General features: G+C 50.3%; 12 protein-coding genes. All 12 read left to right on the forward strand.

The window, feature by feature from the left end; all coding sequences use genetic code 11:
• Positions 1–9 precede the first annotated feature (9 nt).
• The 12 genes from HJV72_RS14260 (at position 10) to HJV72_RS14315 (ending at position 13,531) form a co-directional block, all read left to right on the forward strand.
• Complete coding sequence (locus HJV72_RS14260; RefSeq protein WP_208071897.1) at positions 10–984, forward strand: ABC transporter permease; 975 nt, start codon at positions 10–12, stop codon at positions 982–984.
• A 14-nt stretch (positions 985–998) separates the two neighbouring features.
• Positions 999–2,534 carry an ATP-binding cassette domain-containing protein gene (locus HJV72_RS14265; protein ID WP_208071899.1) on the forward strand — a complete coding sequence of 512 codons (1,536 nt, stop codon included), beginning with the start codon at positions 999–1,001 and terminating at the stop codon, positions 2,532–2,534.
• Positions 2,531–3,496 carry an ABC transporter permease gene (locus HJV72_RS14270; protein WP_208071901.1) on the forward strand — a complete coding sequence of 322 codons (966 nt, stop codon included), beginning with the start codon at positions 2,531–2,533 and terminating at the stop codon, positions 3,494–3,496. The genes HJV72_RS14265 and HJV72_RS14270 overlap by 4 nt, the downstream gene beginning before the upstream one ends.
• A 2-nt stretch (positions 3,497–3,498) precedes the next feature.
• Positions 3,499–4,692, forward strand: coding sequence for an amidohydrolase family protein (locus HJV72_RS14275; protein WP_208071903.1), 1,194 nt, complete (start codon positions 3,499–3,501; stop codon positions 4,690–4,692).
• 31 nt (positions 4,693–4,723) lie between these two features.
• Positions 4,724–6,082: an acyclic terpene utilization AtuA family protein gene (locus HJV72_RS14280; RefSeq protein ID WP_208071905.1), complete on the forward strand. Its 1,359-nt coding sequence runs from the start codon at positions 4,724–4,726 to the stop codon at positions 6,080–6,082.
• Complete coding sequence (locus HJV72_RS14285; RefSeq protein ID WP_330619000.1) at positions 6,083–6,391, forward strand: AtuA-related protein; 309 nt, start codon at positions 6,083–6,085, stop codon at positions 6,389–6,391.
• A gap of 282 nt (positions 6,392–6,673) precedes the next feature.
• The gene (locus HJV72_RS14290) at positions 6,674–7,696 is read left to right on the forward strand and encodes a type II glyceraldehyde-3-phosphate dehydrogenase (protein ID WP_208071907.1); all 1,023 of its coding nucleotides are present in this window, start codon (positions 6,674–6,676) and stop codon (positions 7,694–7,696) included.
• A 164-nt stretch (positions 7,697–7,860) separates the two neighbouring features.
• Complete coding sequence (locus HJV72_RS14295; RefSeq protein WP_208071909.1) at positions 7,861–9,114, forward strand: phosphoglycerate kinase; 1,254 nt, start codon at positions 7,861–7,863, stop codon at positions 9,112–9,114.
• A gap of 12 nt (positions 9,115–9,126) precedes the next feature.
• On the forward strand, positions 9,127–10,425 hold the full coding sequence (gene larA, locus HJV72_RS14300) for a nickel-dependent lactate racemase (protein ID WP_208071911.1): 1,299 nt from the start codon (positions 9,127–9,129) through the stop codon (positions 10,423–10,425).
• Positions 10,426–10,492: 67 nt separating this feature from the next.
• Positions 10,493–11,668 carry an NAD(P)-dependent malic enzyme gene (locus HJV72_RS14305; protein ID WP_208071914.1) on the forward strand — a complete coding sequence of 392 codons (1,176 nt, stop codon included), beginning with the start codon at positions 10,493–10,495 and terminating at the stop codon, positions 11,666–11,668.
• Positions 11,669–11,711: 43 nt separating this feature from the next.
• A complete protein-coding gene (locus HJV72_RS14310) occupies positions 11,712–12,578 on the forward strand; it encodes a transketolase (RefSeq protein ID WP_208071916.1) in 867 nt (288 codons plus the stop codon).
• A complete protein-coding gene (locus HJV72_RS14315) occupies positions 12,575–13,531 on the forward strand; it encodes a transketolase family protein (RefSeq protein ID WP_208071918.1) in 957 nt (318 codons plus the stop codon). Before HJV72_RS14310 ends, HJV72_RS14315 begins: the two co-directional genes overlap by 4 nt.
• Positions 13,532–13,591 lie beyond the last annotated feature (60 nt).

A 13,591-nucleotide genomic window follows, 5' to 3' on the forward strand; every position in this document is an offset into this window, starting at 1 on the left:
AGGCCAATTATGGATACGAATAAAAGTAAAGGTGGAAAACCCCTCATTATTAATTTTTTGCGGCGTTATATTCTGATAATTCTGCTGGGTATTCTGATTTTGTTTTTCTCCGTACAGACAGAATCCTTTCTATCGGCGAGAAACCTGAGCAATATCTTGATGATACAAGTGACGACAGGATGCATGTCTATCGGTGCGCTGATGATTCTGGTCGTAAATGAATTTGACCTGTCTCTCGGGTACCTTCTCGGCTTCTGCATGATGCTTGGGGCGTGGCTTTCACAGAAAGGCCAGGGAGCGGCTGTCGTCATACCGGCGATGCTGCTGGCCGCTGTCTTCGCAGGGCTGATAAGCGGGATAATGACGGTGAAATTCAGGGTCAGTTCTTTCATATCGACTCTTGCCGTGGGAATAACGCTGAGCGGTTTTACGACCGGAATGAGCGGTGGAAACGTACTGTCCAGCAATATACCGAAGGTAGTCATCGCTTTCGGGCAGAAGAGATTCCTTGGGTTGGGATATTGTACTTGGGCGATGATTTTGCTGCTGGCAGTCATGTATTACATATTAGAACATACGAGCTTTGGACGCAGTCTGTATGCAATCGGTGGTTCTGAACGGGTTGCGTATCTTGGTGGAATCAAGACCGACAGGGTACGTATTATCGTGTTTATGCTTGCCGGGCTGTTTACAGGGATTGCAGCAATATCACAGCTTGGCCAATCGGGAAGCGCCAATCCGTCTTATGGTATGGAGATGCTCATGCCGGCATATGCAATCGCCCTGTTAAGTATGGCGGCCTATAAACTAGGAACCTATAATATCGCAGGCCTCGTTCTGGCTATCCTGGTAGTAGGCGTAGGAGTAAACGGGCTTGGACTGATTGGAGCCACATATTGGATGGAACACTTGTTTAATGGGATTGTATTGATTATGGCAGTCCTGATATCGATATGGGAGCGCCATGCCCATGGGCTCATATAGGGAGGAGGAAGCATATGCCGATTCATGTTAAGAAGCTGACGGTGAGATTTCCCGGATTGTATGCATTGAAAGATGTGGACATAACATTTGGAGACGGGAGGGTGCACGCGGTATTAGGAGCAAATGGCAGCGGCAAGTCTACGCTCGTCAAGGTGCTGACGGGCATCTACAGTCCCGAACCTGCTGCCCATATAGGTATTAACGGTCAGAAGTTTCAGGAGATAAAAGACCCAAATATGGCAAAGAGGCTTGGGATTCGGGCGGTCCATCAGGAGGCACCTCTGATAGATGCGCTTTCCATTGCAGAGAGCATTGCTGTCATGCGGGGGTACCCCAAAAACAAGTTTGGAAAGATACAGTGGAAAAAGCTTTACGAGTATAGCGAAGAGCTGCTTCGGTTCTGGGATATAGATCTTCCCTGCAGAAAGCTTGTCGGCCAGATTAGCGCTACGGAGCGGAGTATGGTGGCAATGGCAATCGCGATGGGGAAGGATGAGGAGCTGTCAGATACGAAGGTACTCATTCTTGACGAGGCAGATGCATCTGTTCCAGAAGACGAGGCAAAACGCTTCCTTGCAAAAGCGCGAAAGGCTGCAAAGCTAGGCATACCGGTCATAATGGTGACACACAGGCTGAAATCTGTCATGGAGATGTGCGATGACGCGACTATATTAAACGATGGAAAAGTCGTGTATTCTGGAACTTTGTCAGGTATAGACCAGGATTTTATAATATCTAAAATGCTTAAGAGCGAGCAGTCTTTAAAGACAGAGGAGCGAGTTGGCATATCCCGTCTGTGGGATTCGGTCGGCTCAACTTTGCAGCAGAAGAAGGAAGGTGCGTTGCTGCAAGTGGATGATTTATATGCAGATAAGATTCAAGGAATATCGTTTGCATTAAACAGAGGAGAAATCCTGGGGATAGTCGGCATGTCAGACAGCGGGACAGCTGAACTGCCATATATTCTGGGAGGATCGGGCAAGTGGAAGTCCGGTGAGATACGATTGGATGGTGAGAAGCTTCCGAAGAAGATGACACCGGGGAAAGGAATAGAGAGAGGAATCTCCCTCGTGCCGACGGACCGTCCAAGGCAAGGCGGCGTCATGAACCGTACGCTGCGTGAAAATGTGATATTGCCGTTGGAAAACAGATTTTTCTTAAAGAACAAAAAAGCTTATGAAGCTGTTGAGACAGCAATTGAGGAGCTGGATATCCGGCCTCCGCTTGCGAACCAGCAGTTTGCCAAGTTCTCAGGTGGGAATCAGCAGAAGTCCATCGTAGCAAAGTGGCTCTTTACGTGTCCGAAAGTATTGGTATTGGATGATCCGACCTATGGAGTGGATCCCGGGGCACGAATAAAAATCTTTGCGGCTCTTAAAGAATCCGCCAGGAATCATGTGGGAATCATTGTCTTTTCGACGGAACCAGAGCAGCTTGCATCGCTGTGTGACAGGGTAATCGTCCTTCGCAAAGGTGAGATAGCGCATGAGCTGCTCAAAAGCGACGGCACACTGACGCGGAAATCAATAGCAAGGTGGTGTTACGTATGAAAAAGATATTACAAGAAACAAACTGGAAAAATATAAGAAGCAGATACGGGATGCTCCTTGTCTTCGCAATCATCATAGTCTTGTTTTCGGTGCTGAATCCAAGCTTTTTAACACTGAGCAACTGGAGCCGGATTTTAATCGGACAGGCTGTTATAGGCAGTGTGGCGTTGGGAGCCATCTTCATACTTGTAATCGGAGAGTTTGACATGTCACTTGGATATATGACCGCCTTTACTTTGATGGTGGGAGGATATCTGTCTGAGAAGGGATGCCAGGCAATGGCGGTGATTGGCGCCATGTTCCTGGCGGGAGTACTGGCCGGGCTTCTGAATGGCTGCCTGATTGTGCTCCTCAAGATTCCGAATGCAGTTGCCACCATGGGTACGGGAATCTGTATGTATGGACTGACACTGGCTATGAGCGGGGGGCGCGTGCTTGCGCTGAACATTCCGGGAATTGTTGTTGAAATATGTAACAGCCGTCTTCTGAGTATTGCACTGCCCGTATACATATTGGCCATTCTGATGATTATCGTGTATTTTATCCTGGAATTCACACCCTTCGGGAAGAAACTGTATGTCATCGGCGGGAATGAACGTACGGCATACCTGTCAGGTGTCAATACAAAACGGTATCGAATTGCAGCGTTTATGGCCGCGGGTCTGTTCGTGGCGCTAGGGGCGGTATTCATCCTTGGGCAGGCGAGGGCGGCCAACCCTCAGAGAGGACCGGAATATCTGATGTCCGCCTACGCAACGGTCTATCTGAGCGTGACAGTATTCCGCCCGGGCACGTTCAACCTCCGTGGGGTGGCATTGTCGCTGCTGTTGCTGGGAGCAGGCTTTAAGGGCCTGAGTCTGGCCGGTATGCCTTACTGGTTTGAAAATGTCTTTTACGGTATCGTGCTGGCTACAGCTATGCTGACGGCGAATAAGGAGACGCGCGCTATGAAAGCCGGATAAATATGAGAAATATACAGCGTAAGGATTGGAAGGTGAAATACTTGAAGGACGACTATATTATCAGAAACGGTCATGTGATAGATCCGGCGGCCGGATTCTCCGGCAGAAAAGATATATATATCAGAGGCGGTTATATTGCAGAGCCGTCAGAGGATGTTTCTTGCGAAGAAGCTTGCGTTATCGACGCTACAGACTGCTTTGTCCTGCCCGGGCTGATTGACTTCCATACCCATCTGGGGTACCAGCTCAGCGATTTTGGCCTGAATCCTGATCTGTACACGCTGCCGAATGGGATTACGGCAGCGGTAGACGCGGGATCGGGAGGTACGGCCAATTTTGAAGGAATGTACACGAATGTATTTACCCGGAGCATGATTGACATCAAATGCTTTTTAAATGTGACAGCTACCGGGATTATCACAGAATGCTATCTGGAGAATCTGGATCCGGATTTCTATAATATTTCTAAGATAGAATATCTGCTGAACCGGTATCGCGATGTTCTGCTCGGACTGAAAGTGCGTATCGGGGCAAATACTGCAGGAACACTTGAACTGCAGCCGCTGGAAAGAGCAGTTGAATTAGGCGAAAGGTTCGGATGCAGAGTCTGTGTCCATGCTACAAACCTGACGTGCGGCTATGACCGTATCTTGTCTCTGCTGCGTCCCGGTGACATCATCTGCCATATATTCCAGGGAGATAACGACTATACTATCCTCGGAGAAGACGGGAAAATTGCGGATTATGTGCGGGCGGGGAGGAAGAAGGGGATTTTATTTGACTGCGCCTGTGGCCGTGTCAACTATTCTAATAGGATTATCCGGGAGGCATTAAAAGAAGGTTTTGCTCCGGATATTATCAGTACGGATGTGATTGGATTCAGCATCTATGGGTCTAAGATCCATTCGCTGTTATCTGTTATGTCTCAGTTTCTGGGAACGGGAATGGAACTTGAGGATGTTGTAAGAGCCGTCACTGCAACACCAGCGGGTATCATGGGTATGCAAGGAAGGATAGGTACACTAAGAGCAGGTGCCCAGGCGGATATTTTTATAACCAGGCTTAAGCGGCATAACTGGGAGCTTGCGGACAAGTTTGGAGAAGTTATGCAGCTCGATGAGATATTCGTCCCGTTATTGACGATGAAGCGTGGAAAGCTGGCATATCGAAGTATACTGTATGATTCTATAAGATAGATGAGAGGAAACATAAAAGAAGGGTGATAATATGAAAAAAATAAGAATAGCAAATGGTGCCGGCTATGCAGGAGACCGACTTGACGCAGGAGAAGTGCTGATCAGGGACGGCCGTATCGACTACCTGACCTTTGAATGCCTGGCAGAGCGGACCATTGGCTTATGCCAGCGCGATAAGATGCATAATCCGGAGCTTGGATACAGCCGCTTAAGCGAAGAGCGTCTGCGCAGGACGCTTAAACCGGCCAAGGGAAGAGGGGTAAAGATCATATCCAATCTGGGAGCAGCCAATCCGGAAGCTGCGGTCAGGCTTATACAGCGCATATGCAAGGAACAGGATATCACCGGCCTTCGTGTGGCTGCCGTCTCCGGGGACAACATATATGACAATGTGGAGGCATACTACGATTACGATGTGCTGGAATTTGAAGGGAAGCTGGGAGATATCCGGGACAGGCTCATATCCGGCAATGCCTATTGCGGCATAGAAGGAATCGTGGAGGCGCTGAGAAACGGGGCTGACGTCGTGATTACCGGCCGGGTCGCAGATCCGGCTCTGACATTGGCACCTCTCTGTTATGAGTACGGATGGACACTCCAACAGAATCCCATCCAGTTCGGACAGGGTATCCTGGCAGGACATCTCATAGAATGCGGTCCGCAGAGTACAGGAGGAACTTTTGCAGACCCGCCATATAAGGCGGCTGTCGACCTGGCTCATATCGGTTTCCCCATCGTAGAGTTCAGTGAGAACGGCGACTTTATTATCACGAAGCCTGAAGGAAGCGGCGGAGAGGTTACACCGGATACAGTAAAGGAACAGGTATTGTATGAGATACATGATCCGAAAGCATATATGACGCCGGACGCGATAGCCGATTTTGGCAATGTCCATCTGAAACAACAGGGAAAGGACAAGGTGTTGGTGACAGGTGCCACGAGCCATGGAAGACCGAGGCAGCTGAAGGCCAACTTCTGCTATAAAGATTCCTATACGTGTGAAGGAGGCGTGACATACGGCGGATCCAGCAGTCTTGAGCGTGCCAGAATTGCAGGGGATATGGTCGTGGAACGCATGAAGATGATGGGAATAGAGACAGAAGAGATGAGGCTTGATTATATTGGGTATAACTCGCTTTACAGAGAGAAGATATCCCGTCATATCTGTGGAGATAAGATGACATTTCCAGAGATAAGGCTTCGGGTGGCGGCCCGCATGAAAGACTATGAGACGGCTGTGCGCTTCAGCGATGAGTTTGACTCAATGTATGGCAGCGGTCCCTTTGCCTGTGGAGGCGTAACGATGTCAATCAATGAGATCATCAATGTCTGTTCTGTTTTTGTAGAACGTTCAGACATCAAAATTACAGTGGATTATCTGGAGGTATAAATGATGAGACTGCGGGAAATTGCACATTCACGTGGCGGGGATAAAGGAGACATATCGAATCTGTCGCTTATCCCATACCGTGAAAGTGATTATGAAAAGCTGAAAGAAAAAGTAACGGCGGAAATGGTGAAGGAATATTTTTCTGAGATATGCTATGGAAAAGTGACAAGATATGAAGCGGATGGCATCTGCTCTCTGAATTTTGTACTGGAAAAGGCGCTGGGCGGCGGAGTCTTGAAAAGCCTGGCTCAGGACAAGCATGGTAAGACTCTGAGCGCTGCCCTGCTGGAGATGGAGATAGACTGGTAAGAGGTATGGAATCAGTCTGGTGTGTGAGCACAGAAATAGTTTGATATATCTAAGAAACGTTTCGCAAACAAATGAAAACAAATAAAGAGAAAAGTGAAAAAACAGATAATTAATAGTCAAAATGCACCAAAATATTCAAATAAAAATGTTAAATATGACAGTAAAACGACGAAATATTGACACAGTCATAATAAAATGATAATATACAAATAGAAAAACGTTTTTATTAAAAGATAAAATGGACAAAAAGAGACACGTTCTTAGACGAAAGGAGAGCGGAGAATGGACAAAATCAAAGTTGGAGTAGCCGGATATGGCACGATTGGACAACGGCTGGCGGACGGTGTGGCATTGCAGAAGGATATGGAACTGGTTGGGGTGGCAGATCTGGCGCCTACGCTTGCAGTCAGGGCGCTATACGAAAAAGGGATGCCTTACAGCCTTTATCTCGTAGACGGGGCCAGGAAGAAAGCGTTTGATGAGCTTGACATTCCCGTAGCAGGAACATTTGCAGAGCTGGTGGACAGCGTGGATATCATGCTTGATTCCTCCCCCGGCGGAGTAGGAGCAAAAAATAAAGAATTATATGAGAAGAAGGGTGTCAAAGCCATCTTCCAGGGCGGGGAGAAGAATTCAGTGGCCGACGTCTTCTTCCACGGCTATGCAAATTATGAAAAGGGGCTCGGCATGGACTACCTTAAGCTGACGAGCTGCAATACTACCGGCCTTATCCGTGCCGTAGACTGTCTGGACCGATCTTATGGAGTAGAGAAAGTGGCAATCACCATCATCCGGCGTGTGGCTGACCCCGGAGATTATCACAGGGGACTGACAAATGCGCTGCAGATGGACAAAGCACCTTCTCACCAGGCAGTGGATCTGATGACAATCATGCCGCATATCGATGCGACCGGTATTCTTGTACATACACCCGTGACCCATGGCCATATTATAACCGTGCTGGCCACAGGGAAACAGAAAATAACGAAAGAGATGGCACTGGAAGCATTCCGTAAGCATCCAAGAATACGGGTCGTGAATATTGACGACGGTTTTCTCGGGAATGCATCCTTCTTCAAATATGCCCGGGATCTGGGCAATCCAAGAGGGGACATGTACGAAATCGGTCTGTGGGAAGACAGTATCGTAGAGAGCGGGGATGATATCATGTTTGCGATTCATATACCGCAGGAAAGCGTTACGATACCTGAGACGATGGATGGCATAAGGGCTGCGTGCAGGATGCAGGATACCGGTGCCGGTGCGACAGAAAAGACAAACGAATATCTGCACATCGGCAGTTGATTTGTTTACCTCCTGGGGGGCGGGGCATGCCATGGCCCCGCCCCTTGATAATGGCTGGCAAAGGCCGGATCTGTCCAGAAAATTGCTGCCCGTAAGTACCTGATACATAGAGTAACATCCGAAAAAGATGTGAGGTTAGAAGAAGGAAAGGAGTGTGACAGATAGTGCGTTTTGGGATATATACGCTGGATGATTATGACGTAAAAGACAAGACCGTATTGTGCAGAGTGGACATAAACCAGCCCGTAGACAGAGAGAGGGGGATGCTGAAAAGTATCGCACGGATAGAGGCCTGCGTCCCCACATTAAAGGAACTGTCGGACAGGGGCGCCAGGACGGTGATACTGGCACATCAGGGAAGTGATATCGAGTACAAGAACTATTATACGACAGAACCACATGCCCGCATATTGAGCGGTCTGCTCAGTAAGACGGTAGAATTTATCGATGATGTGTGCGGGCCTGCCGCGATTGGGAAGATTCGTTCACTGAAAGCAGGGGAACTTCTTCTTTTGGACAATGTACGTTTTCTCGCAGAGGAACAGACGCTGTTTGAACAGAAGCTTGGCTTAAGCCACAAACAGCAGGCAGAGACGCTTCTCGTCAGGAAGCTGGCGCCGCTGGCAGACCTCTACGTCTGCGACGCGTTTGCGGCAGCCCACAGAGACCAGCCTTCTCTGTGCGGGTTTGAACAGATACTGCCCTCGGCTATGGGTCGTCTGTTCGAGAAGGAATATTGTGTGCTGTCGGAACTGATGAAGTCGCCAAAGCGTCCGTGTACTTTTGTCCTTGGGGGCGCTAAGATTGGGGATGCTTTTCTGATGATGGAGACGGTACTGGAATCAGGAGCCGCAGACCGTATCCTGGCAGGAGGGCTTGCGGGCAACATCCTATTGGCCGGTGCGGGTGTTGATATCGGCAGGGGAAGTATGGAATTTATACGCAAGTCCAACTACGCGCCTTATATCGAGAAGGCAAGCCGTTTATATGAAAGATATGAAAGCCGTATCGTAATGCCGGAGGATCTGGCTTATGTGGAGAACGGCGTGCGCAGGGAGGCAAAGACGGATGCGGTTCCTGACGAGGCTGGGGCAGTTGACATAGGAGCTGTGACAGCAGCATGCTACAGGCAGCATATTTTGAATTCGGGGACAGTATTTGCCAATGGGCCGATGGGCATCTTTGAAGAAAAAGAGACGGAAGCTGGAACGAAAGCTGTGCTTGAAGCTATGGGAGAGACAAAAGCATATACGGTAATCGGCGGCGGAGACAGCATTACGGCTGCAGCTAAATATGGACAGACAGAGAAGCTGTCTTATATCTGTACAGGAGGGGGCGCCCTGATCCGCTTTCTGACAGGAGAAGAGCTGCCGGTAGTAAAAGCGCTGCGCCACAGTACAGCCAGATTTCCTGTCTAAAGGAGTGGATATATGAAAGTTGAGCTGGGATTCGGAAATACAACACAGACGGTACGGATTCGGGACGAAAAGCTGCAGGATATCCTGCTTCCAAATGCCGTCCCTCATGGGCTTACAGGAGCGGCGGAGGTACGGCGGGCGCTGCGGGAGCCGATAGCAAGCAGGCCGCTGCGGGAAATTGTAAGGCCGGGAGAAAAGATAGCTGTTATAACAAGTGACATCACCCGCCCTCTTCCTACTTGGGAGATTATGCCGGAATTGCTGGAGGAACTATATGCAGCTGGTATCGGCAGCGGTGATATCACCCTGGTCTTCGCGCTTGGCAGCCACCGCTTACATACAGAGAAGGAGAAAAGGAAGCTGGCAGGGAAAAGGGCATATGAAGAGATAGCGTGCATCGACGGAGACATCAATGACTGCGTGCATCTCGGAGTGACGTCCCGGGGGACTCCGGTTGACATCGTCCGGGCAGTGGCCAAGGCAGACAGAAGAATCTGCCTTGGCAATATCGAATACCATTACTTTGCCGGCTATTCCGGAGGGGCCAAAGCAATTATGCCGGGGGTATCTACAAGAGCTGCTATCCAGGCAAACCACAGCATGATGACAGAGCCGCTGGCCTGTGCGGGGAACATGAAAGAGAACCCCATCCGGGAGGATATTGAGGAGGCGGCTGCAATCTGCGGGGTGGATTTCATATTGAATGTGGTGCTGGATGAGCATAAGAAGATCATATGTGCTGTTGCCGGCGATGTGACAGAGGCCCATCGGGCCGGCTGCACATTTCTGGATACGCTGTATGAGAAGAAGATCAAAGAACCGGCGGACATTGTAATCGTCTCTCAGGGCGGCGCACCGAAAGATATGAATCTGTACCAGACGCAGAAGGCGCTTGACAATGCCAAACATGCGGTCAGGGACGGCGGTATCATCATCCTGGCAGGCTCTTGCCGGGAGGGGCTGGGAGAGCGGACCTTTGAAGAGTGGATGACAGAAGCGTCAAAGCCTGAGGAACTGATTGAAAGGGTACGCCGGGACTTCAAGCTGGGCGGCCATAAGGCCGCTGCCATCGCTATGGTGCTGGAAAAGGCCGAAATATACCTTGTGTCAGAACTTGAACCTGCATTTGTGGAGACGTTGTTTATGACACCCTTCGACAATGTGCAGGCGGCCTATGAAACGGCAGATGCGAAGCTTGGCGGGCGGGGAAGGGAGGCAACGGTGCTTGTCATGCCATACGGCGGCTCCACCCTGCCTAGGGTCTTAAGCCCGGTGCTACAGGAGAAACTGTCGGAGCACACAGGGGCCTGACCCCTGTGCGAAAAAAAACTGCAACAGAAGAGGGGCCTGACCCCATCGCGAATGTAAGGAGAAGATTATGGACTACGCAAAAGAATCACTAAGGTTACACGAAAAATGGAAGGGCAAGATAGAGGTAATTGCAACAGTGCCGGTGGAATCCAAGGAAGATTTATCTCTGGCATATACCCCGGGTGTCGCGCAGCCATGTCTGGAGATTAAAGACGATATATCCCAAAGCTATGAACTGACCAGACGACACAATATGTGCCTTGTCGTGACCGACGGCTCCGCAGTGCTGGGGCTTGGCAATATAGGAGCAGAGGCAGGGATGCCTGTCATGGAGGGGAAATGCGTGCTTTTTAAAGCCTTTGGCGGTGTAGACGCCTTTCCCCTCTGTGTCAAGAGCCAGGATACAGACACCATCGTAGAGACGATATATCAGATATCAGGAAGCTTCGGCGGGGTTAATCTGGAAGATATCTCGGCTCCGCGGTGCTTTGAGATCGAACGCAGGCTCAAAGAACGCTGCGATATTCCCATCTTCCATGATGACCAGCACGGTACGGCAGTCATCACGCTTGCGGGGCTTATGAACGCGCTAAAAGTAGTGGAAAAGAAGATGGAGGAGATCAAGGTTGTGATAAATGGTGCTGGTGCCGCCGCGATTGCCATCACGAGGCTGCTTCTTTCCAGCGGGGTGAAGGATATTACCATGTGTGACCGTACGGGAGCCATATACGAAGGAAGAAAAGACGGGATGAACGCTGTGAAGGAAGAGATGGCACGGCTTACAAATCATGAGAGGAAAAGAGGCAGCCTTGCGGATATCCTGGCAGGAGCGGATGTCTTCATCGGGGTGAGCGCCCCAGGTGCAGTAACCGCGGAGATGGTAAGGACTATGAAGGATAGGGCGGTTATATTTGCCTGTGCCAACCCGACGCCGGAGATATTTCCTGAAGACGCGAAAGCAGGAGGGGCTGCGGTGGTGGCGACCGGACGGAGCGATTTCCCAAACCAGATCAATAATGTGCTGGCGTTTCCGGGCATCTTCCGCGGGGCCTTTGATGTGCGTGCCGGCGATATCAACGATGAGATGAAGATAGCCGCAGCCCGGGCATTGGCAATGCTGATTGCCCCGGAGGAGCTTTCCGCAGATTACATCATTCCGGCAGCCTTCGACAAAAGAGTAGGTCCTGCGGTGGCTGAAGCAGTGGCACAAGCAGCAAGAAGAAGCGGCGTGGCGCGGCTGTGATACCAGATAAAGAGAGAGAATAGGATTAGCAAAGGAGGTAGCTATGCTGGACAATAATCTGAAAAAGGAGCTGGAACGTCTGGCGCTGGAAATCCGTATCGGAGCGGTAGAAGAATTCAAGGCAAGGGGATTCGGTCATATTGGAGGGTCTTTAAGCGTTGCGGACGCACTGGCGGTGCTGTATGGTGTGGTCATGAACGTGGATCCGAAGAATCCGTTGTGGGAGGGCAGGGACAAGCTCGTCTGCTCCAAGGGCCATGCCGGACCTGCTGTCTATGCGGCGCTTGCACGAAAGGGGTTCTTCCCTTATGAAGAGCTGAAGACTCTGAACCAGCCGGGAACGAATCTTCCAAGCCACTGCGACCGTAAGAAAACGCCGGGTATCGATATGACGACAGGATCTCTGGGGCAGGGGACATCTCTGGCTGTGGGGATGGCGCTTGGCGACAGACTGAAGGGACGTATGGGAAGGACATACCTTATCGTGGGAGACGGGGAACTGAACGAGGGACAAGTATGGGAGGCAGCCATGTTCTCAGCGGCAAAAAAGGTCACGAATCTTGTATGGCTTATAGACAATAATAAAAAGCAGCTGGACGGCTATACGCAGGATATCCTCGATTCAGGTGACCTGCGCCTGAAATTCGAGGCGTTCGGTTTTGACGCGGTTTCCATCGACGGCAATGATCTGGAACAGCTTTATATGACCCTTAGTAAAGACGTACAGGACAGGCCGCTGGCAGTTATCATGGACACGACGAAAGGCAAGGGCATAGAGGAAGTGGAAGAGACGATGGCAAATCATTCTATGGCGGTGACGGACGAGACATATGACAGATGGCTTCGGGAATTGAAGCAGCAGCTGGATGACATTCCATATGCCGGGGTAAGGAAGGAGGGCATTTCATGAATATCGTATTTGATGGAAAGAAAGACCGGCCATTTAAGGAAGTGCTGGGAGAAGTCATCCCCCGTCTGGCGGAGGAAGATAAAGATGTCATTTATCTGGATGCCGATTTGATGAGCTGCATCGGAACGTCGAAATGGGCAAAGGAGAATCCCCACCAGGCGATAAACTGCGGCATAGCCGAAGCCAACATGGCAGGCATAGCGGCAGGGCTTTCAAGCGCTGGCTTCAAGCCGATTGTGCATACGTTCGGTACCTTTGCATCCCGCCGCTGTTATGACCAGATATTCTTGTCAGGGGGGTATGCGGGCAATTCTATCACCGTCATTGGGACGGATCCCGGCGTATGTGCGGCCTTTAATGGAGGGACCCATATGCCGTTCGAAGATATGGCCCTGTACCGGGCTCTTCCGGGAGCGTATGTGTTTGACATAACAGATGCGGCGATGCTCAAAGATATTCTGGCGCAGTGCAAGGATATGTCTGGAATCAAATATATCCGCGTAGGGCGTAAAAGCAATGCAAAGATATATGAAGACGGATCCAGGTTTGAGCCCGGAAAAGGTATTGTCGTTAAGGAATATGGCACGGATGCGGTCGTCATCGCATGCGGCATCATGGTTGCAAAGGCGGTTGAGGCGGCCCGCAGACTGGCAGATGACAATATCAAGATAACGGTGATTGACATGTTTACGGTAAAGCCGCTGGATGAAGCGCTTGTCCTGAAATATGCCAAAAAGGCCGGCGCGGTCGTGACGGCAGAAAACCATAATAAGATTGGCGGGCTGTACAGCGCTGTGTCAGAATTTCTCGGGTGTACGTATCCGGTTCCGCTTGGGTATGTTGCCGTAGAAGATGAGTTTGGAGAAGTAGGGCCTCAGGAATACCTGGAGGAACGCTTTGGGCTGACGGCAGAACGCATCGTAGAGGAAGTGAGAAAGACAGGAAAGCTGTAAAGATAGTACAAAGCAGCGCCCGGAGAAGATGGAAATGATTCTCCGGGCGCTGCTTTATGT

This window comes from Extibacter sp. GGCC_0201 (assembly GCF_017566055.1).
Lineage (GTDB): Bacteria > Bacillota > Clostridia > Lachnospirales > Lachnospiraceae > Extibacter.

Excerpts from the sequence above, each read along its gene's own strand:
- HJV72_RS14285 (WP_330619000.1), top strand. The coding sequence starts at position 6,083 with ATGATGAGACTGCGGGAAATTGCACATTCACGTGGCGGGGATAAAGGA.
- HJV72_RS14290 (WP_208071907.1), top strand. The coding sequence starts at position 6,674 with ATGGACAAAATCAAAGTTGGAGTAGCCGGATATGGCACGATTGGACAA.
- HJV72_RS14315 (WP_208071918.1), top strand. The coding sequence starts at position 12,575 with ATGAATATCGTATTTGATGGAAAGAAAGACCGGCCATTTAAGGAAGTG.
- HJV72_RS14275 (WP_208071903.1), top strand. The coding sequence starts at position 3,499 with ATGAGAAATATACAGCGTAAGGATTGGAAGGTGAAATACTTGAAGGAC.
- HJV72_RS14260 (WP_208071897.1), top strand. The coding sequence starts at position 10 with ATGGATACGAATAAAAGTAAAGGTGGAAAACCCCTCATTATTAATTTT.
- HJV72_RS14265 (WP_208071899.1), top strand. The coding sequence starts at position 999 with ATGCCGATTCATGTTAAGAAGCTGACGGTGAGATTTCCCGGATTGTAT.
- HJV72_RS14305 (WP_208071914.1), top strand. The coding sequence starts at position 10,493 with ATGGACTACGCAAAAGAATCACTAAGGTTACACGAAAAATGGAAGGGC.
- larA (WP_208071911.1), top strand. The coding sequence starts at position 9,127 with ATGAAAGTTGAGCTGGGATTCGGAAATACAACACAGACGGTACGGATT.
- HJV72_RS14310 (WP_208071916.1), top strand. The coding sequence starts at position 11,712 with ATGCTGGACAATAATCTGAAAAAGGAGCTGGAACGTCTGGCGCTGGAA.
- HJV72_RS14280 (WP_208071905.1), top strand. The coding sequence starts at position 4,724 with ATGAAAAAAATAAGAATAGCAAATGGTGCCGGCTATGCAGGAGACCGA.
- HJV72_RS14270 (WP_208071901.1), top strand. The coding sequence starts at position 2,531 with ATGAAAAAGATATTACAAGAAACAAACTGGAAAAATATAAGAAGCAGA.